The sequence below is a fragment of the Cellulomonas aerilata genome (genome assembly GCF_007991755.1).
Taxonomy (GTDB): Bacteria; Actinomycetota; Actinomycetes; order Actinomycetales; family Cellulomonadaceae; genus Pengzhenrongella; species Pengzhenrongella aerilata.
Genome location: NZ_BJYY01000013.1, coordinates 572213 through 597292 on the forward strand (window position 1 = coordinate 572213; position 25080 = coordinate 597292).

The following is a 25080-nucleotide window of genomic DNA, read 5'->3' on the forward strand; positions in this document are numbered from 1 at the left end:
CCCGCCGCAGGCGCCTGTGCACGACGTTCGGGCGACGGGTGCGGCATGCCAGACTTCGGGCCATGCCTCCGCGGTTCCTCACGCTCGCCGACGTGATGGAGATCCTCAACATCTCCGCCCCGCAGGCGTACGCGCTGGTCCGCTCCGGCGAGCTGCCCGCGATCCAGATCGGTGGACGGCTGCAGTGGCGGGTGGAGGCCACCGAGCTGGAGGCGTACATCCAGCGGATGTACGCCCAGACGCGCGCACGGCTGGACGGCGACCACGAGCGCCCCGCCGACGCCGCCCGGGCCGAGCAGCGGCCGGAGTCCGCCGACCGCTGAGCCGTGGTCGGCCGCGCGTCCGCCCGCTCCGGGCCTGGCCCTCGTCAGCCGGAGTGGACGACGTCGATCGCGGCGAAGGGGACCGCCCACGTGGTCGGCGATGTGCCGGCCGACCGCGGGCCGTCCGCGACGGCGACCAGGTCGACGTGGTCGGACCCCACCCGGTCGAGGCGTCCGGCGAGCTCGCCGCCGATGGTCACGACCCGCACCGCGGCGCGGTCCCGCGCCAGCGCGCGCAGCGCGTGACCCAGGCCAAGCCGCCTGCCCACGACGCCGACCTCCGGGGACGATGCCCGCTCCAGACCTCGCGCACCGACCACCGACGCGGACGGCACCAGCGCCCGCCGCACCTCGTCGCCGAGCAGCACCCACTGGTCCGCCACGTCCACCACCGATCCGCTGACCAGCTCACCGCTGCGCACCCGGAGCACGACCTCGGCGGAACCGGCGGCTCGTAGCCGTCCCGCGAGCGTGACCGTCGCCCGCTCGGCGCGAGTCAGGTCGGGCACGCCGGCGAGCAGGTCAGCCGTGTTGGCCGCGTCGACCTGGCCCTCCATGTCGGCGAACAACGCCTCCCACCGCATGGCCACACCGTAGGGGCCGAGCGGCGCCGACGACGCTGTCACGTCGTCGCGGTGGAACGCTCGCCGGCCGCCGTCCAACCGCGCTGCCCCACGCCGTCCCCAGGGTCTCCCGCGACGTAGACACCGGGGGGCCGAGGCGCGTACACCTAGGTATGGCAAACAGCATCAAACGGCATCCAACGAGGCGGCGGGTATGACGGCAAACATACGGCGAGAGACCCGGGGCGGGGCGCACGGCACCACGGGCGGCGTCGTGCTCGCGGCCGTCGTGACGCCGGCGCTGACGGCCTGGCTGGTCAGGCGGGCGCTGGCCGTCGTCCGGGGGGTCGGTTCGGTCCTCGGCTCCGGAGATGGGCTGAGCGCGGCGCTGGCGGTGACCCGCGTCGAGGACCTCGTGGCGGGAGGCGTCGTGCTGACCGGGGCGGCGGTGGGCACGTGGTGGTCGGTCGGGCTGGTCGCCGCCGTCGGGTGCCTGGCGGCACGCGGCCTCGGGTACCGCTGGCGGGCGGGCGAGCGACTCGTCGCCCGGACCGCTCCGGCGGCGGTCCGCCGCGCGATCGCGCTGTCCGCAGGGACGAGCATCGCCCTCGCCGGCGCCGCGCTGCCCGCCGTCGCGCAGTCGTCCCCGCCTCCCGTCGATCTCGGCTGGGCCCCGACCGTCTCGGCACCACCGTGGTCGACGTCCGAGCTGCCACCGGGCGGTGTCCCGGCCAGCACACCGGAAGCGTCCTCGACAGCGGTTGGCGCGGTGCGGGGGGCAGGTGGCACGGTGGGCGGCGCGGCCGGTGGCGCGGGGAGCGCGACCGTCGCGCGGGAGCCGGTGACGGACGGGACCGAGGCCGTCGACGACCTGCCGCCGGGCACCGGCGCCGCACCTGTCACCCCGAGTGCGAGCCCGGGTCTGATCCGGGCGGCACCCACTCCTGCACCGGGCGCCCCCTCCTCGGGCGGCGACGCACCGATACCCGCACCGGCGTCCACGACGAGCCCTCGGCCGAGCGGCTCGACCGTCGGACCGGACGCCCCTGCCGGAGAGCCGGTCGACGGACCGGGCACGCCGGCCACCATCTCGGTCGCCCCAGGGAGCCCGGGCGCGCAGAGCGGCACCGGGGACGGCTCGCCGGCGGCGGTCCCGCCGGGCGATACCGGGGCCGGAACCGCACGCACACCGGCGGCGGGCTCCCCTGCGACGAGCACCCCGTCGGCGCCCGTGCGGGACAGCCTCGACCCGACCGCTCCGGCCGCCGTCCGCACGTCCACCGGACCGGCCACCGCCGCTGCCCCGGCGACGGGCACCACCGCTCCGCCTGTGTCGAGCGCGATGCCGGCGGCACGGAGCGGGACGGCGGCCGCCCCGATCGCCGCGGTCACCGTCCAGCCCGGCGACACCCTGTGGGGCATCGCCGCGGACTTCCTGCCCACCGGCGCCACGGCCGCGGACGTCGCCGCCGCCTGGCCGCGCTGGTACGCGGCCAACAGCGACGTGATCGGTCCCGATCCCGATGTCATCGAGCCGGGGCAGCGCCTCGTGCACCCCGGAGCAACCGACGTCGCCGTCATGAAGGGAGGGGCGTCGTGAGCGCCGTCTCGCACTCCGCCGTCGCCGCCCGCGTGGACCTCCGGACGGTCGACGGCCGCGACGTCCGTCAGGACCGGGTCCCCCTCGCGCTCGCCCGTCCGCCCGTCGATCCGGACGGGGCGGACGACCTCGACGAGGCGGACGTCCGGCGGGGGCCGGACCGAGCCGCGCCGGTCACCCGACCTTCGGGGGCGTCGGAGGGGCACGGGACGCCCGGCGGGCCCGGCCCTGCTGCCGATGGGCCCGGGTCCGGCGGGGCGCCCGACGGGCCCGAACGGGGGCGCGACGCGTCCGACCCCGGCTCGGCGACCGGGCGACCCACCGGCCCCGGCACACCGGTCCACGCGACGACCGGCACCCCGGACGACGCCGGACCCGACGAGCACCCGCCGACGCCTCCGCACCCGGTCACCGTCCGGCTCGTGCCCCGAAGCGAGCCGTCCGCACAGCCCCTGCGCGCCACGGCACCGGCCCACGGCGTGCCGCCCGTCCTCGGCAGCCCGGCGGCGGGTGCGCTGGCCCGGCACGCCCGGACCACCTACCCGGGCGTGGAGACGCCGGCACCGACCGGACCGCTGCCCGACCCGACCCCGCTGTGCTGCGCGATGGTGCAGGCGGCGGTCGAGGGCCTCCGGGGCGTCCGCCCGCTCGCCCAGCTGACGCGGTGGGTCTCCCCCGAGGTCTACGACCTGCTCCAGCTGCGTGCCGAGCTGGTCCAGCGAGCCGGTCGGCCGACGGCGTCACGAGCGGGCATCCGCCGGATACGGCTGTTCCGGATCGGCGAGGAGGTGGCCGAGGCGTCGGTCGTCGTCGACGACGGCCCGCGGGTCCGCGCGGTCGCCGTCCGGCTCGAGGGCCACCGGGGGCGGTGGCGGGCCGTCGCCATGGAGATCGGCTGAGTCGGACAACGCGGCAGCGGCGGCACGCAGCCAATGCACGGCCGGCGTCCGTGCCGGTTGCGTGCCGGGGTGCGTGCCGGCGTCCGTGCCGGAGGCGTGTTGAGGTGCGTGCCGGGGTCCGTTCCCGAGGTGTGTCGAGGTGCGCGCCGGAATGCGTGCCGGCGTCTGTGCCGAGGTGCGAGCCGGGGCCGCCGGGGATTCGTGCCGGGAAGCCGGCTCGGGACGCCCGGGACGCGACTCACGGCCTCGCGACCCCTGCTCGAGGGAACGGCCGGGACCGGGGCCCGGGTTAGCGTGGGCCCGTGACACGCGCAGGATCCCGGCCACGACGCACGTCGACCGCCGCGGTGGCGCTCGTCCTCCTCGGCACACTCGCCGGCTGCGGTGCTGGGCCGGGATCGGAGGTCCCCTCACCCATGTCGTCCCCGACGCCGCCGGGACCGGGTCCCGCACCCACGTCCGTCCCCACCACGCCGCCGCCGGCGTCCACACCCGGGTCCGAGGACCTGCCCGAGGACCTCCCCCTGCCCGCTGCGACCGGGACACCGGTCCAGGCCACCGGGACGGTCACGCAGGGGGTCGAGCACGGCTGCCTGCTCCTGGAGGACGGGGGGACGACGTACCTGCTGCTCGGGTTCCCCGACCAGCTGCCCGTCGGGGCCGAGGTCACCGTCGAGGGCACGCTCGCCGAGGACGTGATGACGACCTGCCAGCAGGGCACGCCGCTGCTGGTCCGGACGGTGACGGCGCGCTGACGCCCCCGACCCGCTGACTCGACGCTCAACGCCCGGGCGCACGGGAGGCCCGCGACGTCCGTCGCGGGCCTCCCGTGTGCTGCTGACGAGCCCGTCGTCAGGGGCGGACCTCCCGGACCAGCACGCTGCCGGTCCCGACCACCGCACCGTCGCCGGTGACGACCGACATGGTGCCGAACAGCGACCGACCCGCGGCCGGGACGGCGCCGACGGTCACCGTGCCGGTGATCTCGGTGGTCGCCCCGGGCGCGAGCGTGACCGGCGCCGACGTCACCGCCAGCTCGCCCAGCGAGCCGGCGTAGAAGACGTCCAGGTAGTCGAACTCGGTCGTCCCGGCCGGCACCTCGAACCCGTCGACCAGCACCGTGTAGGTGCCGGGCGCCGGGTCGGTGATGGACACCGACTCCTCGGAGTCGCCGTCCGCGTCGATGGCCACCTGCACGCCGTCGAGGAGCACGACCAGGTCGAGGTCGGCCCGCGCGTCGGACGGCGACCCGATGCTGACGTCCAGCCGCTCCGCGCCCTCCGGCACGTCGACGGCGTACTCCTGCGTCGCGCCGTCGGCGACCGTCTGCCGGCTCCGGGCGCCGCTGCCCAGCGGACCGCCCTGACCGGCCACGGTCGTCTCGCCGAACGTGTTGGTGACCGTCCAGGCGAGCGGGAGCACCTCACCGAGTCCGGCCGACTCGATCTCCGTCACGGCGGGCTCGACCTCGACCCCGAGGACGCCGGCGCCCACGACGTACGGGTTGGCCAGGGTCGGCGTCGTCCGGCGAGCCTCGACCTCGATCTCCCACACCCCCGGAGCCGGGTCCGCGTACGTCCGCGCCGACGGGTCGCACGCCGTGACGTCGGAGAAGTTGGTGAAGCACTGCGAGCTCGCGGTCGGGTCGACCGCGATGCCGTTCGGGTTGATCGCGATGAAGCGGGTCTGGCTCCCCGCGGCGATGCCGGTCAGGTTGACCCGGAGCGCCGCCGCGCCCTCGGGCACCGTGACGAAGTGGCTCTGCGTGCGCGCACGCTCGACGCTGCCGGAGGTCTCCCACCCGAACGACGGCGCCGCGAGCTCGTCGGACGCCACCACCACCAGCGAGACGGACTGCTCGACCCCCAGCACACGGGGGTCGTCGAGCTGGAGCACGGCGCCGTGCGCACCGCTCGCCGGGTTGGCCCGGACCGGGATGGTCACCGGGACGTCCAGCGGCAGACGCACGGTGCGAGGCGCCCGGAAGGTGCCGTCGTCACTCAGCAGGGACACGGTGTGCACGCGGTCGCCGGCGTCGCCGGACGTCCGCGTCACCGTGACCTCGTAGGTCTTCTGGGTCCCGGGCACCGCGCCCCCGGCGGAAGCGGGGCAGCGGTCGTAGACGCCCGTGCCCACGTGCGGCGTCGCGAGCAGCCCGGACAGCGGGGTGCAGACCGGGGCGGTCACCTCGTACCCGACCGGCTCGAGCCGGTCGGCGCGCCGCAGCAGCGACCACGCGTCGGGGACGTCCAGCTGCCCCAGTCCCTGCTCGTAGCTGGGCAGCCCGCGCTCGAAGTCGGCCGAGCTGTAGATGGCCTTGCGCAGCTGCGCCGGGGTGACCGCGATCTCCTCCGCGCGGGCCGCGGACAGCAGCAGGGCCGCGCCGCCGGCCGCCATGGGCGAGGCCATGGACGTGCCGTTGAACATCGCGTAGCCGGGCGGCAGGTCGTACCCGGCCTCCGGCACCGGCCCACCCTCCTGCCACAGCGGCACGGTCGAGATCGCCGACCCGGGCGCCGTGATGTTGGGCTTGAGCCCGCCGTCCTCCCGCGGGCCGCGCGAGGAGAAGGTGAACAGCGCCTGGTCCGCCGAGACGGCGGCGCCGTAGTTCGCCAGGTACGTGTCGCGTGAGACCGCCGCCCCGACGGCGACGGCGTCCGTGGCCACGCCGGGGTCACCGACGGTGTTGAGCCCCGGGCCGCTGTTCCCCGCCGACAGGAAGATCTGCACGCCGGTCTCGGCGATGAGGCGGTTGTAGAGCAGCGCTCGGGCGTTGTTGCCGTCGTTCAGCGCCGGCAGCCCGCCGATCGACATGTTGACCACGTCGACCCCGCGGTTGCGGACCAGGTCGATCATGCCCTCCACCAGGGCGACCGCCGTGCAGCTGCCGCTCCAGGTGCAGGCGCGGCTGGACACGAGCGTCGCACCCGGCGCGGCGCCGGAGACGTCCCCGCCGAACAGCGCGTTGCCCGCGGCGATCCCGGCGACGTGGGAGCCGTGGGCGGCCTCGACGATCCCGATGTTGACGAAGTCGGCCGTCTGGCCGGCGAAGCCCGCAGGCGTCAGGTCGACGTCCTCGCGGAACTCGACCACGAACGGCATGCTCTCCTGCACGGCGGTCGCCGGGTCGTCGGTCCCGAGGTGACCGACCTGGAACGCCTCGCCGTACGGGCGCCGCAGCTCCTCGTCGGTGAAGTCCAGGTCCTGGTCGGTGTCGACCCAGATCGCGTTGTCGGACGCCCGGTACAGCACGCCCCAGACGTCCGTGGTGTCCCCGTCGCGGTTGACGTCGCCGCCGACCTCGGAGCCGGCGGTGATGGCCTCGGAGAACCGGTTGATGCGGAAGTCGCCGGCAGGGGCCGTCCACGTCGACCCCTGGTAGGCGAACGTCGGGCCCGCCACGACGGCGCGCATGGCCCGCCAGGTGGGGTCGCCGTCGACCAGCGGGTCCGTCGCGGTGACCCAGTCGACGATCTTGCGCTCGCCGGTCGACGTCGTCTGCAGGGACGGGTGGTCGAGGTCGACCCCGCTGTCCAGGATCCCGATCGTGACACCGCGGCCGTCCCACTCCGGGTGGCTGCGGACGAACGACGCGGCGCCGATCTCGGCGGTCGGCATGTACGGGTTCCGGACGGGGGTCTGCGCGCTCGGGCCGGGCACCGGCGCCGATCCGGGCCGCCGCGCCTCGCGGCGCTCGTCCGCCGTCGGGTCGGGCAGGGCCAGCCCCTCGTTGAGGTCCACCCGCAGGACGCTGTCCGACGACGCGGCCTTCTCGACCGCGCCGGTCGGCAGCTGCGCGCGCACGTAGCCGAGCTCGTCGTCCGTGAACCCGACGTCACCACCGAGGCCGGCCACCTGCTCGGCCACGGCCGGCGCCTGGCCGGCCTCGGTGGCCAGCAGCACGGTCACGGCCTCCTCGCCGCCGGCCTGCGCCTCGGCGAGCAGCTCGCGGTCGTGGTCACCGAGCTTGTCGTTGGCGTCCGCCTTCCCGTCGGTCCCGACCTCGCCGGGCGGCTGGCCGCCGTCCGGCGGCGGGGTCACGGCGACGGGCGGGTCCTCGACGGCAGCACCGGCCGTCGGCGCGGTGGCGATCATGGTGCTGAGGAGAGCGGCAGCAAGTCCTGCGACAGCGGTACGTCGGCGGGACGCTGATCTGGGAAGGAACACGCGGTTTCCACTTCTGCGGGGGACGTCTGGTCCGCAGATCCTGCCTCACCCGCACCGTCCTGCCCGCACGCACCACGCCGGACCGTCACCGCAGTCCAGGGCCACCGCCGGCGTGCGGGCGCGCCCCGTCCGCCGCCCTCCGGCCGGCCCGTCGAGGGCTCGGCCGTCGGGCGGCGGTGCGCGGTGGGCCCGGCGCCGTCAGGGCTTCCTGCGGCCCTCACGCTCGGCCTTGCGGCGGTCCCCCCGGTTGCCGGCGGCGGAGCCGCCGTTGCCGGCCGCAGCAGGCGCTCCGGTCCGGCCGTCGGCGGTGACCGTCTTGACGTCGGCGTCCCCGTCGACCGTCGGTGCGGTGTACTGCAGCGGGGCGCTCCGGTCGGGGCCGTCGAGTCCCTTGGCGACGAGCGTGCCGCTCGGGGCCGGCAGCGTGTCCACCTCGTCGTCGGCGGACCTGCGGGGCCCGGCGGCCGCCGCACCCGCGCTCGCGGCCGCCTGGGCCGCCGACGCGGCCGTGATGGCCGGACCGTCCTCCGGCGCGGGCGTCACCTTGACCTCGAGGTTGAACAGGAAGCCGACCGACTCCTCCTTGATCGCCTCCGTCATCGCCCCGAACAGCTGGAAGCCCTCGCGCTGGTACTCCACCAGCGGGTCGCGCTGGGCCATCGCGCGCAGCCCGATGCCCTCCTTGAGGTAGTCCATCTCGTAGAGGTGCTCGCGCCACTTGCGGTCCAGGACGCTGAGCACGACGCGACGCTCGAGCTGGCGCATGTTGTCCGCGCCGATCTGCTCCTCGCGCTCGGCGTAGGCGTGCCGGGCGTCGCTGAGCAGCTCGGTGGTGAGCATCTCGGCCGAGACGCGGGTCGGCCCACCGGCCTCCTCGACGACCTCCTCGACCGTGATGGACACCGGGTACACGGCCTTGAGCGCCGTCCACAGGGCCTCGAGGTCCCAGGTCTCCGGCGACCCCTCGGCCGTGGCGCCGCCGACGTAGGCGGTGATGACGTCGGAGATGAAGTGCTGGACCTGGTCGCCCATGTCCTCGCCGTCGAGCACGCGGCGGCGCTCGGCGTAGATCACCGAGCGCTGGCGCGACAGGACGTCGTCGTACTTCAGGACGTTCTTGCGGATCTCGAAGTTGCGGGACTCGACCTGCGACTGCGCGCTCATGATCCCGCGCGTGACCATCTTGGACTCGAGCGGCATGTCGTCCGGGAACCCGGCGCGGGTCATCAGCGACTCGGCCATCCCGGAGTTGAACAGGCGCATGAGGTCGTCCTGCAGCGACAGGTAGAAGCGGGACTCGCCCGGGTCACCCTGGCGTCCGGACCGCCCGCGCAGCTGGTTGTCGATGCGCCGCGACTCGTGCCGCTCCGTCCCGAGCACGTACAGCCCGCCGAGCTCGACGACCTCCTCGTGCTCGGCCTTGACCGCCTCGTGCGCCTTCTCCAGGGCGGACGGCCACGCGGCCTCGTACTCCTCCGGCGTCTCGGCGGGGTTCAGGCCGCGTGCCGCGAGGTCGGCGATGGCCATGAACTCGGCGTTGCCGCCGAGCATGATGTCGGTCCCGCGGCCGGCCATGTTCGTCGCCACCGTGACGGCGCCCTTGCGGCCGGCCTGGGCGACGATCGACGCCTCGCGCGCGTGCTGCTTGGCGTTGAGGACCTCGTGCGGCACGCCCTGCTTGCGCAGCTTGGCCGAGAGGAGCTCGCTCTTCTCGACGCTCGTCGTGCCCACCAGGACCGGCTGGCCCTTGGCGTGACGCTCGACGATGTCGGCGACGACGGCGTCGAACTTGCCGTCCACGCCCTTGTAGACCAGGTCCCCCTGGTCCAGGCGCTGCATGGGCCGGTTCGTGGGGATCGGGACGACACCGAGCTTGTAGGTGCCCTGGAACTCGGCGGCCTCGGTCTCGGCCGTGCCGGTCATCCCGGCGAGCTTGGAGTACAGGCGGAAGTAGTTCTGCAGCGTGATCGTGGCGAGGGTCTGGTTCTCGGCCTTGATGACCACGCCCTCCTTGGCCTCGATGGCCTGGTGCATGCCCTCGTTGTAGCGGCGGCCGGCCAGGATGCGGCCGGTGTGCTCGTCGACGATGAGCACCTCGCCGTTCATCACGACGTAGTCCTTGTCCCGCTTGAACAGCTCCTTGGCCTTGATGGCGTTGTTGAGGAAGCCGATCAGCGGGGTGTTGAGGGACTCGTAGAGGTTCTCGATGCCGAGGTAGTCCTCGACGCGCTCGATGCCGGACTCCAGCACGCCGACCGTGCGCTTCTTCTCGTCAACCTCGTAGTCGCGCTCGGCCTGGAGGCGGCGGGCGACCTTGGCGAACTCGGCGTACCAGCGGTTCGCGTCGCCGGACGCGGGGCCGGAGATGATCAGCGGGGTGCGGGCCTCGTCGATGAGGATGGAGTCGACCTCGTCGACGATGGCGAAGTTGTGGCCGCGCTGGACCAGCTCCTCGGTCGTCCACGCCATGTTGTCGCGCAGGTAGTCGAAGCCGAACTCGTTGTTGGTCCCGTAGGTGATGTCGCACGCGTACTGCTCGCGCCGCTCGGCGGGCGTCTGCCCGGACAGGATGACGCCGCTGGTCAGGCCGAGGAACCGGTAGACCCGGCCCATGAGCTCGGCCTGGTAGCTGGCCAGGTAGTCGTTGACCGTGACGACGTGCACGCCCTTGCCGGACAGCGCGTTGAGGTACGCCGGCGCGGTCGCCACCAGGGTCTTGCCCTCGCCGGTCTTCATCTCGGCGATGTTGCCCAGGTGCAGGGCCGCCCCACCCATGAGCTGCACGTCGAAGTGCCGCTGGCCGAGCGTGCGCCGGGCGGCCTCGCGGACCGCGGCGAACGCCTCGGGGAGCAGGTCGTCGAGCGTCTCGCCCTCGGCCAGGCGTGCCTTGAACCGGTCGGTCTCCTCGCGCAGCTCGGTGTCGGACAGCGCGGTGAAGCTGTCCTCCAGCGCGTTGACCTGCGCCGCGAGGCCGGACAGCTTCTTGACGATCCGTCCCTCACCGAAGCGCAGGACCTTCTCGAGGATCGCAGGCACGCGTGACTCCCATGGTCATCCGTCGTCCGCGGCCGGGTGGCCGGGCGGACCGTGTTCGGCTGGCTCCGCGAGCCGCAGCGGTTGTGCGACATCGCCTCGACAGACCTGCCCATCCTAGGCGAGCGGCCGACCAGGATCTGCCCTCCCGCGGGGGGAGGTCGCGGCCTGCTCCCCCGCCGCACCGGCGGTCGGTGCGACCACGACGCCGTGCCCCGGTCCGGCCAGCTCGGCCGCCAGCCGCGACGCCAGGTCCCCCCGCTCGGGCCCGACCACGACGTCGTCCAGCCCCAGCCACGACGCCATCTCGCGCAGCTCGGCCGCCAGCGCCGACGTCGTCTCGGGCGGCGCGCCGGGCTCGGCGTGGGCCGCGACCACCCGCAGCACCCGGACCGCACGGTCGGCCTTGAGGTCCACCCGGGCGCACAGCTGCTCGCCGAGCAGGAACGGCAGCACGTAGTACCCGTGCACACGCTGCTCGGCCGGGACGTAGATCTCGATCCGGTAGTGCATGCCGAACAGCTCCTGCAGCCGGCGCCGTTCGAACACCAGCGGGTCGAAGGGACTCAGCAGGGTCCGCGCGGTCGCCGCGCGGGGACGTCGGGCGTCGGCGTGCAGCCAGGCGGGCCGGTCCCAGCCGCGGACCGCCACGGGCAGCAGGACGCCGTCCTCCACGAGCTCGTCGACGGCCTTGCGGGTGGGGCCCTGCCGCAGCCGGAAGTAGTCGGCCAGGCACGACAGCGTCCCGACGCCGTGAGCCCGCGCCGAGATCTCCACCAGCGCCCGGACGGCGTCGTCCTCGGCGACCGGCGGCGCGGCCACCACCTCGGGCGGGAGCACCCGCTCGGTGAGGTCGTACAGCCGCTCGAACGCCGCGTTGCGCCGCGCGGACGTGACCTCACCGGTGAAGAACAGGAACTCCAGCGCACGCTTGGCGACGGTCCAGTTCCAGCCCCACTCGGTGCGGGTGCGCGGATGGTCCGCCTCGTACAGGGCGTGCACCTCGCTCGCGGTCATCGGCCCGCGCTCGGTGAGCAGCTCGCGGATCTCCGCGACGATGCCGGAGTGGCTCAGGGCCACACCGCTGATCGACCCCCACGCCTCGGTGGCGTACCGGCGCTGGCGCCACTCCAGCAGCCGGTACGTCGTCGGCGGGACGTACGACGCCACGTGCGCCCAGTACTCCACGAGCCGGCGCGGCGGCGTGCCCGAGGCCCGGTCGATCAGCCCGACGTCGTAGGCGCCGAGCCGGGAGTAGACGGGCATGAGGTGCGCCCGGGCGAGGACGTTCACCGAGTCGATCTGCAGCAGCCCGAGCCGGTCGACCACACCCTGCAGCTGGCGCATGGTCACGCGGCTGCCGGCGGCGGGCCGGGGGCGGTCCAGGCCCTGCGCGCCGAGCGCCACCCGGCGGGCCTGGCCCAGGCTCAGGACGTCGACGGGGCGGGAGGAGAGCATGCGCCCATCCTCCCGCCCCGCACCCACATCGCCCGGACCTGCACCCGACCGGCGCGCACGCGACCGTGCGCGCCGGACCGCGTGCGCGCCGGACCCCGTGCGTCAGCCCGCCGCGGCCGCCTGCCCGGCTGAGCCGGCGAGGCCGGCGCGCATCACCGGGGTGTCGAGCTTGATGACCCCGTACGACCAGCCGTGGCGCCGGTAGGCGACCGACGGCTGCGCCGTCTCGGCGTCGATGAACAGGTAGAAGTCGTGTCCCACCATCTCCATCTCGTACAGCGCGTCGTCCACGGTCATCGGGTGGGCCTCGTGGACCTTCTCGCGGATGACGACCGGCGAGTCCCCGAGCACGTGCTCGACCGCTTCCCCGGGTGCGGGGGCGGGAGCGGGCTCGGTGTCGACGACGGGTTCCGGTGGGCGCACGTCGACGGGGGTGAGAGGAGTGTTGCCGCGGTGCCCCTTGCGTCGGTCGCGGTTGCGACGGAGCCGTTCGAGCAGCCTGCCGGCGGCGAGGTCGAGGGCGGCGTACCGGTCGTCGGCGGTCGCCTCGGCACGGACCACGGGACCGCTGTCCACCACCGTCAGCTCGACCCGTTCGCGGATGCCGGCGAGTCGGGGGTTGTTCTCGTGGGTGACCTCCACGTCGATCCGCTGGGCGCGTGGCGCCAGCTGCTCGACCTTGGCCAGCTTCTCGTCCACGTGACGGCGGAACTTCTCGGGCAGCTCTGCGTGCCGGCCGACGACGACAATGTCCATGAGGACCTCCGGGTGTTTCGGGGCGGGCTCAGCCGCCCGGCGGGATAGCGGACGCGCCCTGGGAGGGCGGTCGGGTCTGCACCACCTCCTCCGCGCTACGGGGCGCGCGGTCCACCCCCGGGGAGGTCGGCGAGCTCTGCACCGACGGCCCTGGACCGGCTCTGCGGCCCACCGTAGACCCGACTCTTGGGGGTCACCACGCGGGGGTTGTCGTGACCGGATCGTGAGACGGCACGCTCCGGGCGCAGGCTCTCTGCAGCGCGACGGGCGCCTGGGCGGCCCGCCGCCCGGGCGGTGGTGTGGCGGCCAGGGTGAGTGCCGCGACGACCCGCGCACCGGCCCCACGGACCACGTCGTCGCAGGCCGCGAGCGTGGCGCCGGTGGTCAGCACGTCGTCGACGAGCAGCACCGGCTGCCCCGCGGCGGGTCGCGCGGCGCCCCGGCGCCAGCGGATGCGGCCGCCGACGTTGCTGCGCCGGGCCCGCGCCCCCAGGCCCACCTGGTCCCGCGCCCCACGGCGCTGCACCAGCACGGGCGCCGCCGACGCCGGCACGCCGTGGGTCGTGCACGCTCGCGCCACGGCGACGGCCAGGCGGCCGGTGAGGTCGACGCCGCGTCGGCGTCGGGCGGCCCCGGACGACGGCGCGGGCACCACGAGCAGCGGTGGCCCGGCGCCGGCCGGCCCGGGGGGCCCCGCGGATCCGGCCGGCCGAGCCGGCCCTGCCGCGCCGGTCGCACCGGCCGCCCGGAGCACCGGGGCGACGTCCCGCGCCGCCGCGGCGAGCGCCGCGGTCAGGACCGGGGTCAGGTCGACGCGCCCGCGGTCCTTCCACGCCACCACCAGCTCGCGCACCGCCCCGGTGTACGCGGTCAGCGTCCACACCGGCAGCGGGGCTCGTCCCACCCGGTCCAGCCGCGGCGCGCCGGCCTCGCACCGCCACGCCGGACCGTCCAGCATCGCCCGGCACGCCGCGCACAGCGGCACGTCCAGCAGCCCGCACCCGGCGCACTCCACCGGGACGACGAGCCCTGCCAGGTCGCGGGCGGCACGGACGAGCCCTGCCCGCCACCCGCCCCTGGAGCGCGGCGGCGGAGACGGGTCCGCACCCGCATCAGGGACGCTCACCGCGCCAGGGTCCCCGGCGGCCGGAGCGCCCCACCAGGGCACCGCGGGGCCGCGGTGGACGACCGCGCTCGCGGGCCGCCCGGGGTCGACACGCGGGGGTCGACACGCGGGGCGGTCACCCCGGGTCAGCCTCGACCTCGGCCGAGGACGGCGTCGGCGGCAGCCGGCGCGGCCGTCCTCAGCCGGGGAACGCGGGCGACTGCACGCCCGTGACGACCTCGACCCAGGACGTCCCGCGCAGGGTCAGCAGCACCCCGGCGTCGGTCGCGACGTACAGCGCCCGCTCCCCGCGGCCGGCGGCGAGGGACACCGCGCCGTCGATCGCCGGCAGCGGGCGCGTGGGTCCGGCGGTCGGGACCAGGTGGACCGTGGGACCGGTCATCGTCCCGCTCGTCCCGAGCACGGCGAGCGTCGACTCGTCCAGCCAGGCGACCTGCGTGGCCGTCAGCAGCCGTGCGCCGACGCGCATCCGCTCCGTCAGGCGCTGCGGCGTGCCGGACCCGTCCCGCACCACGCCCGCCACGTCGACGGTCACACCGTCCGGGCCGGCGGACACGATCGCGACCCGCGCGCCGTCGCGGGACACCCGCAGCGAGCGCACCACCCGCCCGTCGAGCCACTCCGCGCCCACGTCGACCACGGGTCCGTCGACCTGCACGGCGGTGAGGCGGCCGGCGGACTGCGACGGGCCCGTCCACACCCACGACGCCGGGTCGACGGAGGGCGCGACCAGCGCGGGCCCCTGGACCAGGGCACGCGGCGCGCCCCCCGGGGCCGGCGCCAGCACCAGGGTGTCGGCGCCGGACAGCAGCACGGTCGGGCCGCCGTCCCGTGCCCACGCGAGCCCGTGGGGGTCGGGGACGGCGAGCGGCGCGACGTCGGCGGCGAAGGTCGGCTCGTCACCGTCGAGCTGAAGGACCTGGCCGTCGCGGATCATCCGCGCCACCGTCCCCGGGGACGGGTCGCGCCGCAGCTCCGCGGGCTCCGGCTCCACCATGGGCAGCCCGGCGATGGACACCGCGACGTCGCGGATGCCGGGCAGCTCGAGCACCTCGGCGAGCTGGGCCTTCATGAGCGCGCGGTCGTCCGTGCCCGCGGCGGCCACCGCCGCGCTGAGGTCGACCGTCGCCGTGCCGTCCGCGCCCACGGGCACGGACTCGAGCGCGAGAGCGGTGCCCTCCGGGAAGGCGGTGCGCACCGCGTCGCGCAGCCACGGCGACGGCCCCTGGAGCAGCGCCCGCACGGCGTACGTGGCGGTGTTGCGCTCGGGGAACCAGCGCACCTCCGGCACCAGGACGTCGGCGGTGGGACCGAGGAAGTACAGCGGCGTGGCGCGGTAGACCGAGTCGAAGATCGGCTGGGACAGCAGGACCCCGTTGTCCAGGGCGGTGATCCGCCACTGCCCCTGGGCGTCCTGCACGAGGTCGAAGACGGCGTCCTGCTCGGCGTTCGGCGGGCTCTCGGCGTACCGGCCGTCGGCGTCGAGCGTCGCCACCATGGGGAACGTGACGCTGACCTGCGAGTCCCGCGAGTCGTCGAACTCCAGGTTCTCCGCCGTGGAGTACACGGCGACGCCCTCGCCCGGGGCCCACGAGGTGCGGGCGGGTGCGGTGAGGTACTGCCGGGCCACGGCGTAGCTGTCGCCCAGGCCCGCCGCCGACGCGGACAGGAACCCCTGCACGATCGCCGTCGGCGAGGCGTCGGTCGGGGGGCTGTAGGCGAGCGGGAAGACGCTGCCGGGCTCGTCCACCGTGCCGTCGCCCTCGGCGACCGGGCCGGCGGTCGGGATGGACACGCAGCCCGCCACCAGGACCGTCACGGCCCAGACCGCGACGACGGCGAGCCGGCGTCGCAACCGGGCGGGTGCCGCGCTCATCGTGCCTCCAGGTGGTCAAGGTCCGGCAGGGACGCCGGGTCCGACGTCGGGCGGACGGCCGCGTCGAGCGCGAGGTCCGGGACGTCGTCGGACGCGAGGTCCGGCACCAGCGGCAGCGGCGAGGACGTCAGCGTGATGCCCGCCCGGCGCGGCAGCGTGAGCCGGAAGCTCGCGCCGTACGCCCGGCGCCCCCACGCCTCGAGCCACCCGCCGTGCAGGTGCGCGTCCTCCAGCGAGATCGCCAGGCCCAGCCCCGTCCCGCCGGTCGTGCGGGCGCGCGCCGGGTCCGCCCGCCAGAACCGGTCGAACACGTGCTCGGCCTCCGCCGGGGTCATCCCGACGCCGTGGTCGCGCACCACCACGGCGACCGCCTGCGCGTCCAGGCCGACCGTGACCTCGACCGCCGTGCCCTCGGCGTGCTCGATCGCGTTGACGAGCAGGTTGCGCAGGATCCGCTCGACGCGCCGGGGGTCGATGTCGGCGGTGCACCGGGTGTCGGGCATGTCGACCCGCAGCCACGTGCCCTTCGACGACGCGAGCGGCAGTGCCTGCTCCACCGCCGCCGCCACGACGTCGCGCACGTCGCGACCCTCGGCGTCGAGCATGGCGAACCCCGCGTCGAACCGGCTGATCTCCAGCAGGTCCGCCAGCAGGTCCTCGAACCGGTCCAGCTGCGTGGTCAGCAGCTCCGCGGACCGCCGCGCGGCCGGGGGGAAGTCCTCGCGCACCGAGTGCAGGACCTCGCCGGCCATCCGGATCGTGGTCAGCGGGGTGCGCAGCTCGTGGGACACGTCCGAGACGAACCTGCGCTGCAGCGCCGACAGGTCCTCCATCCGCCGGATCTGCACCTGCAGGGACTCGGCCATCTCGTTGAAGGACCGCGCCAGCGTGGCCATCTCGTCCTGCCCGCGGACCTCCATCCGCTCGGTGAGGTGCCCGTCCGCGAGGCGCTCGGCGACCCGGGCGGCGCTGCGCACCGGGCTGACCGTCTGCCGGGTGACCAGCCACGTCATGCCGCCGAGCAGCGCGACGACGGCGACGGCGCCGGCTGCCAGCACGCCCTGGACGAAGCGCAGGGTCCGCTGCTCGGGGGCCAGCGTGTAGAGGTAGTAGAGCTCGTAGCGACCGCTGCCGGGCAGCTCGACCTGGGACCCGACCATGACACCGGGGTCCACCCGGGACCCGACGGGGTCGCCGACGGGGATGCCGACGGGCTGCCAGCGCTGCCCGTCGCCGCCGGACACCTGCCGGCGGAGCTCGTCGCTGATGAGCGGCACCAGCCGCTCGTCCGACGCCACGGACGTCACGAGCACGGGGTTCTGCCCGACGGGCCGCTGGATGAAGACGTCGCGCTCGCCGGAGCCGCCCACCTGCAGGCCCTGGACGAGGTCGACGAAGAGCTGCTGGACCTGGGTGTCGGCCGGGGCGGCGTCGAAGGTGTCCTGCACCTGGCGGGTGGAGCGCGAGCTCTCGTCGAGCACCTCGCGCAGGCGCTGGTCGAAGAGGCCGTCCCGGAGACGGTCGGACAGGAACCCGCCCAGCACCAGGAGCGTCACCAGGCCGATCACCAGGGTGGAGGTGATGACCCGCACCTGCAGGGACGAGCGCCACCGGCGCACCGCGCGGCGCGAGAGGAGCAGCAGGCGGACCCGGGTGTGCCGCCAGAACCGGCTCACCGGGGGGTCGCGCCCGCCTTGTAGCCGACCCCGCGCACCGTCACGACGATCTCGGGACGCTCCGGGTCGGCCTCGATCTTGGACCGCAGCCGCTGCACGTGGACGTTGACCAGCCGGGTGTCGGCCGCGTGCCGGTAGCCCCAGACGCGCTCCAGCAGGACCTCGCGGGTGAACACCTGCCACGGCTTGCGGGCCAGCGCGACCAGCAGGTCGAACTCCAGCGGCGTGAGCGGGATGGCGGTCCCGCCCCGGGTGACCCGGTGGCCGGTGACGTCGATCTCCAGGTCCCCGATGGCCAGGTGCTCGGGGGTCGGCTCGTCGCTGCGGCGCAGGCGCGCCCGGACCCGGGCGACGAGCTCCTTGGGCTTGAACGGCTTGGAGATGTAGTCGTCGGCGCCCGACTCCAGACCCAGGACGACGTCGACCGTGTCGCTCTTGGCGGTCAGCATGACGATCGGGACGCCGGACTCCGCGCGGATGAGGCGGCACACCTCGGTGCCGTCCTTGCCGGGGAGCATGAGGTCCAGCAGCACCAGGTCCGGCTGGACCTGGCGGAACATGCCCAGCGCCTCGTCACCGTCCGCGCACAGGACCGGGTCGAAGCCCTCCGAGCGCAGCACGATCCCGATCATCTCCGCGAGCGCGACGTCGTCGTCGACCACCAGCACACGTCCCTTCATGGCCCCATCGTGTCATCCCCGCGGTCGCGCCCGGGTCCACGGCCGGGGAAACACGGCACCCCGTGCGGGCGCCGCGACGGGCGTCACCCGGGTGGACGCCCGTGGACGTCGGACCCGCGTGGCACGATGGCCGCAGCCGGGCGACCTGCGGCCCGGCGTGCCCGACCGGGCGCTCCGACCAGCCCCTGCGACCGGCCGCCCGACCTGCCGCCCGACCTGCCGCCCGACCTGCTCCGTGAACCGACCACCGCGACCCGTGCGGCCCCGCCGCCTGTGCGAAAGAGGCCAGCGATGACGACCCCGAGCGAACCGACGACGCCCGGCTGGACCGCCCCGGCCCAGCCCGCGGTGGGCGGCGCGCCGCAGCCCGACCCGGACGGGACGGGGGGCGACCCGGGGACGGCGGCCGGCGGTCGACCCGTCCCGCCCCCGTACGGCGGCGCGCCGACCTCCCCCGGGATCACCCCCGTGGGTGCGGGCGGCGGCTGGGGCCCGGGGTACACCTCGCCCGTGACGGCGCCGCCCGCCCCGGGCGGTCCGTCGGGGCCGTCGGGGTCGGTGCCGGGGTACCCGGGTCCTGACCCGAGCGGCGGCATGCCCCGACCGCCCGCGTACGGGTTCGCCCCGCCCGCGCCCCGTCCGGGGATCATCCCCCTGCGGCCGCTGGGCCTCGGCGAGATCCTCGACGGCGCGTTCCGCGCGATCCGCGCGAACCCGCGGGTCATGTTCGGGCTGAGCGCGGTGGTCGTGGCGGTGGCCGTCACGATCCAGGCCGTGCTGCAGTGGTACGTCGGCGGGCTGGTGGCCGGCCAGATCGGCGAGGTGTCGGCGAGCCTGGACCCGACCGGCGAGCTCGGCTTCGCCGAGACGCTCGGGCCGGCGCTGGCGTCGGTCGTCACCGCGCCGCTGATCGCGATCGCGACCACCGTGCTGACCGGCTTGCTGATCGTCTCGGTGAGCCGGTCCGTCATCGGGCAGCGGATCCCGGTCGGCGAGGTCTGGTCGCAGTCGTGGCGGCGCGTGCTGCTGCTGCTCGTCTTCTCCTTCGTGACCACCGTGCTCGTGCTCGTGGCGTGGGGCGCCTGGGTGGGCCTGCTCGTGGTGCTCGGCGAGTCCGAGCAGTGGGGGCTGCTCGCGGCGGTGGGGCTGCTGGGCGGCCTCGGCCTGCTGGTCGCGACGGTGTGGTTCCTGGTGCGGATCCTGCTGATCCCGCCGGCGCTGGTGCTCGAGGGCACGAGCGTCGGGACGGCGCTGCGGCGCGGGTGGCGGCTGACCCGCGGCAGCTTCTGGCGCCTGCTCGGGATCTATCTGCTCACCTCGATCATGGTGGCGATCGTCGCCCAGATCATCATCACGCCGGCGGCGCTGATCTCCGCGTTCGTCCTGCAGGACCCGCTGCTGACGTCCTTCGGCGGGCTCGCCCTGTCGTCGATCGCCAACGCGATCGCGTACACCCTGACGACGTCCTTCATGGCAGCCGTGATCGCCCTGCTCTACATCGACGTGCGGATGCGGCGCGAGGGACTGGACGTGGAGCTCACCCGAGCGGCCGGCGAGACGGTGTGAGCGGAGGACCCACCCGTGCGCGCTGAGGTCCCCGTCGTCCCGGACGCCGAGACCGCCCGGCGCTGGGCCACCGAGGAGCTGGCCGACCCGGCGTACCACCAGGACCCCAGCCTGCTCGACCGGTTCCTGGAGTGGCTCGACTCCCTGTTCGCCGGTGCCCCGGACGCCCTGCCGCTGCCCCCGCTCGCCGTCGTGGCGCTCGTCGTGCTGGTCCTGCTCCTGGTGGTAGGGATCGCGTTCTGGGTCGCCGGGCCCGTGCGGGCCGCACGCCGGACGGCCACCGCGTCGGTCGTCGTGCTCGGCGACGACACGCGCACCGCCGACCAGCTGCGGGCCGCCGCCGACGACGCCGCGGCGCGCGGGGACTGGGCGGCGGCCGTCCTGGAGCGGTTCCGAGCGGTGGTCCGCTCGCTCGAGGAGCGCGCCGTGCTCGTCGACTCCCCCGGGCGGACCGCCGACGAGGCCGCCGAGGCGGCCGGCGCCCGCCTGCCCGCGCGGACCGCGGACCTGCGCCGCGCCGCCCGCCTGTTCGACGACGTCTGCTACGGCAAGGCGTCCGCCGACGCCGACGCCGACGCGTGGATGCGCGCCCTGGACCGCCAGGTCGCCGGCACGCGCCCGGCCGGGCCGCCGGCGCCCGTGGCCGCCCGATGAGCAACGGGGCACGTCCCGCCGGTCCGGCGGCGCGCGCGGGCGGCCTGGACACCGGACCGCCGGCCGACCCTCGCGGCGTGGTCGCGAGCCTGGCGCCGGGTGAGCCGGGTCAGCCGGGTCAGCCGGGTCAGCGGGGTCAGCCCGGCCCGTCGGGTCGGCCGGGCCCGTCAGGCGGGTCCGAGCGGACGGGTCTGCCGGACGAGCGCGCCGGCACGCCGTCGGGCACGCCCGCGGGTGCCGGACGGCAGGACCCGCGACCGTCCGGCCGGCCCGGCGCGCGACGTGCTCGGTGGCGGTGGACGGCGGTCGGGGTCGGGCTCGCGCTGCTCGTCGTGCTGGCCGCCCTCCTGCCCGAGCCGTCCCGGTCGACCGCCCCGCTCGCGCCGGACAACCCCGACGACGGCGGAGCACAGGCGCTCGCCCGCATCCTGGAGCGCCAGGGCGTCCAGATCGAGTACGTCCGGCGCACGAACGCCGCGGTCGCCGCCGCCGACGGTGGCGGCACGCTGCTGGTCACGGCCAGCACGCTCCTGCTCCCCGAGCAGGAGGAGGCCCTGGCCGGCACGGACAACGACCTGGTCCTGCTGGACCCGGGCTCGTCGCTGCTGGCCGGCGTGACGGACGCGGCCGAGCCGGCGACCGGCTCGGGCACCGAGACCGACCGGGTGCCGGCCTGCGACGACCCCGACGCGATCGCCGCCGGGTCGCTGCGCACCGGCAGCGCGGGCTACCGGGCGCTCACCGACGACGCCACGACGTGCTTCCCCGGCGACGACCCCGGGGCCGGGGCGCTGCTCGTCGTGGAGGGCGACCGGCGCGTGACCGCGCTCGCGGAGCCGTCCGTCCTCACCAACGCCCGGCTGGCCGAGGACGGCAACGCCGCGCTGGCGCTGCGCCTGCTCGGCGCGCAGGACCGGGTGGTCTGGTACGTGCCGTCCTTCGACGACCTCGGCACCACCGAGGCGCCCGGACCCGCGCTCGGCGACCTGCTGCCTCCGTGGGCCGGTCCCGTCGCGCTCCAGGCGCTGGTCGTGGCCGTGGTCGCCGCGCTCTGGCGCGGACGCCGCCTGGGCCGCCTGGTCACCGAACCGCTGCCGGTCACCGTCCAGGCCGCGGAGGCCACCCGAGGCCGGGGCCGGCTGTACCGTCGCTCCCGCGCCTACGGGCACGCGGCCGCCTCCCTGCGGGCGGGGACCGCCAGCCGGACGGCCGCCCGCCTGGGGCTGCCGCGCTCGGCCGGCGCCGTCGCCGTCATCGACGCCCTCGCGCAGGCGGCCGGTCGTCCCGCGGACGACGTCGCCGCGCTGCTGTACGGACCACCACCCACCGACGACGCCGGACTGACCGAGCTGGCACGCAGGCTCGACGACCTGGAGAGCGAGGTTCACCGACCGTGACCGAGGCACACCCCACGGGCCCCACGCCCATCGCCGAGCACCCGCCCGAGGACCAGGGGCAGACCCGCCCCACGCCCCAGCCGGCGCCCGACCTCGGCGTCCCCGTGGCCGGCGCGGAGCCGTCGGGGACGGGCGGTGCCGGGACGCAGGCGCCCGGACCGGAGCCGCACCCCGCGGGGGCGCACGCCCCCGGGACGCACGCCCCCGGGACGCCTGCGGCGCCGACCGGCGGTCCCGCCCCCACGCCGCCGTCACCGTCCGCCGAGCTGCGCGCCACCCTGGGCGCGGTGCGCGCCGAGGTGGCCAAGGCCGTCGTCGGGCAGGACGCCGCCGTGACCGGGCTGGTCATCGCGCTGCTGTGCCGTGGGCACGTCCTGCTCGAGGGCGTGCCGGGTGTGGCCAAGACGCTGCTCGTGCGCAGCCTCTCCGCCGCCCTGGACCTGGACACCAAGCGGGTGCAGTTCACGCCGGACCTCATGCCCGGCGACGTGACCGGGTCGCTGGTCTACGACGCCCGGTCGGCCGAGTTCTCCTTCCGCGAGGGACCGGTGTTCACGAACCTGCTGCTCGCGGACGAGATCAACCGGACCCCGCCCAAGACCCAGGCGTCGCTGCTGGAGGCGATGGAGGAGCGGCAGGTCAGCGTGGACGGCGTCCCGCGCCCGCTGCCCGACCCGTTCCTGGTGATCGCGACGCAGAACCCCGTCGAGTACGAGGGGACCTACGCGCTGCCCGAGGCCCAGCTGGACCGGTTCCTGCTCAAGCTGGTCCTGCCGCTGCCCGAGCGCGAGCAGGAGGTCGAGGTGCTCGCCCGGCACGCGGCCGGCTTCGACCCGCGCGACCTGCGCGGCGCCGGGATCCGCCCGGTCGCCGGACCGCAGGTGCTGGCCCGCGCCCGCGCCGAGGTCGCCCGGGTCCAGGTCGCCCGCGAGGTGCTCGGCTACGCCGTCGACGTGTGCCGCGCGACCCGCCAGTCGCCGTCCCTGTCGCTGGGGGTCTCCCCGCGTGGCGCCACCGCGCTGCTGGCGACGGCGCGGGCGTGGGCGTGGCTGTCCGGGCGCGGGTACGTGACGCCCGACGACGTCAAGGCGCTCGCCCACCCCACGCTGCGGCACCGGGTGCAGCTGCGGGCGGAGGCGGAGCTCGAGGGCGTCACCACCGAGAGCGTGCTGGACACCGTGCTGGCCGCCGTGCCGGTCCCCCGGTGACGCACCGGGTGAGCGGCGGGGAGCACTAGGTGGTGGTCACGTGGCGCGCGGTGGCCCTCGCCGCCGTGGGCGTCGTCGCGGTCCTGCTCGTCCCGGTCCCGGGGACGGTGCTGGTGTGGGCGATCGCCGTCGCCGTGACGTGCGCGGTGGACGCCGCCCTCGCCGCCCCCCCGCGCCTCGTGGCGGTGCAGCGCTCGGTGCCCGCGTCCGTGCGGCTGACCGAGCAGACCCGGTCGGTGCTCACGGTGACGAACACCAGCGCCCGCCGGCTGCGGGCGCTGGTCCGGGACGCCTGGCCGCCGTCCGCCGGGGCCCAGGTCAACCGGCACGCGGTCGACCTGCCGGCCGGTGAGTCCCGCCGGGTCGTGACCGTGCTCGTGCCGTCGCGTCGCGGGGACCGGCCGGCCGACCTGGTCACCGTCCGCTCCTTCGGTCCGCTCGGGCTGGCCGCCCGGCAGGCCTCCGTGCCCGCCCCCGCCGCGCTGCGCGTGCTGCCCGAGTTCGCCTCGCGCCGTCACCTGCCCAGCCGCCTGGTCCGGCTCCGCGAGATCGACGGCGGCGCCGCGGTGCAGGTGCGCGGGCAGGGCACCGAGTTCGACTCCCTGCGCGAGTACGTCATGGGCGACGACGTCCGCTCGATCGACTGGCGCGCGTCCGCCCGGCGGTCGGAGGTCGTGGTCCGGACCTGGCGTCCCGAGCGCGACCGCCGGGTGCTGCTCGTGGTGGACACCTCGCGCACGTCGGCGGCACGGATCGGGGACGCGCCACGGCTCGACGCGTCCATCGAGGCCGCCCTGCTGCTCGCGGCGCTGGCGTCCCGCGCCGGTGACCGGGTCGAGCTGGTCGCCTACGACCGGCGCGTGCGTGCCCGGGTCGCGGGCGCCCAGGGTCCGCGGCTGCTACCGGCGCTCGCCGACGCGCTCGCGCCGCTGGAGCCCGCCCTCGTGGAGACGGACTGGCCCGCCGTGGTCGCGCTCGTGCGTGCCCGGCTCTCCCAGCGCTCCCTCGTCGTGCTGCTCTCGGCGCTCGAGCCGGCGACCGTCGAGTCCGGGCTGCTGGGCGTCATCGGCCAGCTGACCGGCGACCACCAGGTGGTGCTGGCCTCCGTCCGCGACCCGGAGGTGGACGCGCTGCGCGCCGGGCGGGACAGCGCGTCCGAGGTGTTCGACGCCGCGGCCGCCGAGCGCGCCGAGCTCGAGCGGGCCGCGGCGGCGGTCCGGCTGCGCCAGCGCGGCGCCGAGGTCGTCGACGCACCGCCCGACGAGATCGCCCCGCGCCTGGCGGACACCTACCTGGCGCTCAAGGCGGCGGGACGCCTGTGACCAGGGAGCCCGGGGGTCGCCCGTCCGGGGCGCGCAGCCCGTGGTGGAGCAGGGTCGTCCTTGTGGTGCGCAGCCGCGCGCGCGACCATCGCCGCATGACCATGCGACCGACCCCGCCCGAGGCGCGACTGGCGGCCGTCGCCGCCCAGCGCGCGCTGCTCACCGTGGCCGGTGTGGCGGGCGTGGTCGCGGCCCTGGCGGCGTCCGCGCCGGTCCGCCGTCCGCCCCACCAGCGCACACCCGCCGACGACGCGGTCGTCGACCGGGTGCTCCGCGGCGCCGGGTCGACCGGGCCGGGCCGGGCCGTGTGGGCGTGGAACCCGCGGTTCGTCGCGGGTGACCCGGGCGCCGAGCCGCTGCTGCGGACGTTCACCTGGGTCGCACCCGTGGGCGGCCCGCCGGAACCCCGAGGCACCGTGACCGCCCGGCAGGGCGCGGACGGGTCCGGCTCCGGCTCCGTGACCATCGCCCGCACCGACGACGACGCCGCCCTCGCGCACGCGCTGGCGACCCTGGCGCCGGACGACGTCCTGGTGCACGACGACGGCGACTGGCTCGCCGTCCGCGGCGACCGGGTGCGGCCCCTGCTCGCGGCGCCGCGCACCGACCCGCCCGCCGGGTCCACCGTGGCGGCGCACCGTGCGTCGCTGAGAGACCGGGCCGGCCGGTCCGGCGTCCGTCCCGCGACCGACGGCGCACAGACCGACGACGTCCGTGCGGACGACGTGCCCACCGACCCCGCGCCCACCGACGACCCGGCCGCCGGCCGCTGACCC

Annotated in this window: 19 protein-coding genes; 10 read left to right on the plus strand and 9 right to left on the minus strand. The window is 75.9% G+C overall.

The annotated features are described in order from the left end of the window. Positions 1-62 precede the first annotated feature (62 nt). Positions 63-323, plus strand: coding sequence for a helix-turn-helix domain-containing protein (locus CAE01nite_RS10655; protein WP_146903804.1), 261 nt, complete (start codon positions 63-65; stop codon positions 321-323). A 44-nt stretch (positions 324-367) separates the two neighbouring features. On the opposite strand, the gene CAE01nite_RS18155 is transcribed toward CAE01nite_RS10655, so the two are convergent. Further along, positions 368-907 carry a hypothetical protein gene (locus CAE01nite_RS18155; protein WP_186816528.1) on the minus strand — a complete coding sequence of 180 codons (540 nt, stop codon included), beginning with the start codon at positions 905-907 and terminating at the stop codon, positions 368-370. Between the two features lie 193 nt (positions 908-1100). Here CAE01nite_RS18155 and CAE01nite_RS10665 point away from each other — a divergent pair, with 193 nt between their 5' ends. The 3 genes from CAE01nite_RS10665 to CAE01nite_RS10675 all read left to right on the plus strand — a co-directional run bounded on the left by CAE01nite_RS10665 (position 1101) and on the right by CAE01nite_RS10675 (position 4140). Continuing rightward, positions 1101-2486, plus strand: a complete 1386-nt coding sequence (locus CAE01nite_RS10665; protein WP_146903810.1) for a LysM peptidoglycan-binding domain-containing protein — start codon at positions 1101-1103, stop codon at positions 2484-2486. Positions 2487-2908: 422 nt separating this feature from the next. After that, a complete protein-coding gene (locus CAE01nite_RS10670) occupies positions 2909-3385 on the plus strand; it encodes an Rv3235 family protein (RefSeq protein ID WP_146903813.1) in 477 nt (158 codons plus the stop codon). A 416-nt stretch (positions 3386-3801) separates the two neighbouring features. Continuing rightward, positions 3802-4140 carry a hypothetical protein gene (locus CAE01nite_RS10675; protein WP_222595882.1) on the plus strand — a complete coding sequence of 113 codons (339 nt, stop codon included), beginning with the start codon at positions 3802-3804 and terminating at the stop codon, positions 4138-4140. A 97-nt stretch (positions 4141-4237) separates the two neighbouring features. Here the strand turns inward: CAE01nite_RS10675 and CAE01nite_RS10680 are convergent, their stop codons facing one another. The 8 genes from CAE01nite_RS10680 to mtrA all read right to left on the minus strand — a co-directional run bounded on the left by CAE01nite_RS10680 (position 4238) and on the right by mtrA (position 18157). After that, a complete protein-coding gene (locus CAE01nite_RS10680; RefSeq protein WP_222595883.1) occupies positions 4238-7480 on the minus strand; it encodes a S8 family serine peptidase in 3243 nt (1080 codons plus the stop codon). Between the two features lie 270 nt (positions 7481-7750). Further along, entirely contained in the window at positions 7751-10588 is a 2838-nt protein-coding gene (gene secA / locus CAE01nite_RS10685; protein ID WP_146903820.1) for a preprotein translocase subunit SecA, read from the minus strand. A gap of 114 nt (positions 10589-10702) precedes the next feature. Further along, positions 10703-12043, minus strand: coding sequence for a winged helix-turn-helix domain-containing protein (locus CAE01nite_RS10690; protein ID WP_146903823.1), 1341 nt, complete (start codon positions 12041-12043; stop codon positions 10703-10705). Between the two features lie 102 nt (positions 12044-12145). Continuing rightward, positions 12146-12799, minus strand: coding sequence for a ribosome hibernation-promoting factor, HPF/YfiA family (gene hpf / locus CAE01nite_RS10695; RefSeq protein ID WP_146903825.1), 654 nt, complete (start codon positions 12797-12799; stop codon positions 12146-12148). A 193-nt stretch (positions 12800-12992) separates the two neighbouring features. Then, positions 12993-13925: a ComF family protein gene (locus CAE01nite_RS10700; RefSeq protein WP_186816529.1), complete on the minus strand. Its 933-nt coding sequence runs from the start codon at positions 13923-13925 to the stop codon at positions 12993-12995. Positions 13926-14103: 178 nt separating this feature from the next. Next, the gene (locus CAE01nite_RS10705; protein ID WP_146903827.1) at positions 14104-15801 is read right to left on the minus strand and encodes an LpqB family beta-propeller domain-containing protein; all 1698 of its coding nucleotides are present in this window, start codon (positions 15799-15801) and stop codon (positions 14104-14106) included. Further along, positions 15798-17477, minus strand: coding sequence for an MtrAB system histidine kinase MtrB (gene mtrB / locus CAE01nite_RS10710; protein ID WP_307724992.1), 1680 nt, complete (start codon positions 17475-17477; stop codon positions 15798-15800). The genes CAE01nite_RS10705 and mtrB overlap by 4 nt, the downstream gene beginning before the upstream one ends. Beyond that, a complete protein-coding gene (gene mtrA / locus CAE01nite_RS10715) occupies positions 17474-18157 on the minus strand; it encodes an MtrAB system response regulator MtrA (protein ID WP_146903830.1) in 684 nt (227 codons plus the stop codon). The genes mtrB and mtrA overlap by 4 nt, the downstream gene beginning before the upstream one ends. A 291-nt stretch (positions 18158-18448) precedes the next feature. Between mtrA and CAE01nite_RS10720 the strand changes: the two genes are divergently transcribed. The 6 genes from CAE01nite_RS10720 to CAE01nite_RS10745 all read left to right on the plus strand — a co-directional run bounded on the left by CAE01nite_RS10720 (position 18449) and on the right by CAE01nite_RS10745 (position 25077). Next, positions 18449-19723: a DUF7847 domain-containing protein gene (locus CAE01nite_RS10720; RefSeq protein WP_146903833.1), complete on the plus strand. Its 1275-nt coding sequence runs from the start codon at positions 18449-18451 to the stop codon at positions 19721-19723. Between the two features lie 15 nt (positions 19724-19738). Beyond that, a complete protein-coding gene (locus CAE01nite_RS10725; RefSeq protein ID WP_146903836.1) occupies positions 19739-20377 on the plus strand; it encodes a DUF4129 domain-containing protein in 639 nt (212 codons plus the stop codon). A 77-nt stretch (positions 20378-20454) separates the two neighbouring features. Next, entirely contained in the window at positions 20455-21774 is a 1320-nt protein-coding gene (locus tag CAE01nite_RS10730) for a DUF4350 domain-containing protein (RefSeq protein WP_146903838.1), read from the plus strand. Between the two features lie 104 nt (positions 21775-21878). Further along, positions 21879-22982, plus strand: coding sequence for an AAA family ATPase (locus CAE01nite_RS10735; protein WP_371862898.1), 1104 nt, complete (start codon positions 21879-21881; stop codon positions 22980-22982). A gap of 29 nt (positions 22983-23011) precedes the next feature. After that, positions 23012-24304, plus strand: a complete 1293-nt coding sequence (locus CAE01nite_RS10740) for a DUF58 domain-containing protein (protein ID WP_146903840.1) — start codon at positions 23012-23014, stop codon at positions 24302-24304. A gap of 95 nt (positions 24305-24399) precedes the next feature. Beyond that, entirely contained in the window at positions 24400-25077 is a 678-nt protein-coding gene (locus tag CAE01nite_RS10745) for a hypothetical protein (protein ID WP_146903843.1), read from the plus strand. The last annotated feature ends 3 nt before the right edge of the window (positions 25078-25080 follow it).

Excerpts from the sequence above, each read along its gene's own strand:
- CAE01nite_RS10680 (WP_222595883.1), bottom strand. The coding sequence starts at position 7,480 with ATGATCGCCACCGCGCCGACGGCCGGTGCTGCCGTCGAGGACCCGCCC.
- CAE01nite_RS10690 (WP_146903823.1), bottom strand. The coding sequence starts at position 12,043 with ATGCTCTCCTCCCGCCCCGTCGACGTCCTGAGCCTGGGCCAGGCCCGC.
- hpf (WP_146903825.1), bottom strand. The coding sequence starts at position 12,799 with ATGGACATTGTCGTCGTCGGCCGGCACGCAGAGCTGCCCGAGAAGTTC.
- CAE01nite_RS10655 (WP_146903804.1), top strand. The coding sequence starts at position 63 with ATGCCTCCGCGGTTCCTCACGCTCGCCGACGTGATGGAGATCCTCAAC.
- mtrA (WP_146903830.1), bottom strand. The coding sequence starts at position 18,157 with ATGAAGGGACGTGTGCTGGTGGTCGACGACGACGTCGCGCTCGCGGAG.
- CAE01nite_RS10705 (WP_146903827.1), bottom strand. The coding sequence starts at position 15,801 with ATGAGCGCGGCACCCGCCCGGTTGCGACGCCGGCTCGCCGTCGTCGCG.
- CAE01nite_RS10675 (WP_222595882.1), top strand. The coding sequence starts at position 3,802 with ATGTCGTCCCCGACGCCGCCGGGACCGGGTCCCGCACCCACGTCCGTC.
- CAE01nite_RS10665 (WP_146903810.1), top strand. The coding sequence starts at position 1,101 with ATGACGGCAAACATACGGCGAGAGACCCGGGGCGGGGCGCACGGCACC.
- CAE01nite_RS10745 (WP_146903843.1), top strand. The coding sequence starts at position 24,400 with ATGACCATGCGACCGACCCCGCCCGAGGCGCGACTGGCGGCCGTCGCC.
- CAE01nite_RS18155 (WP_186816528.1), bottom strand. The coding sequence starts at position 907 with ATGCGGTGGGAGGCGTTGTTCGCCGACATGGAGGGCCAGGTCGACGCG.
- CAE01nite_RS10720 (WP_146903833.1), top strand. The coding sequence starts at position 18,449 with ATGACGACCCCGAGCGAACCGACGACGCCCGGCTGGACCGCCCCGGCC.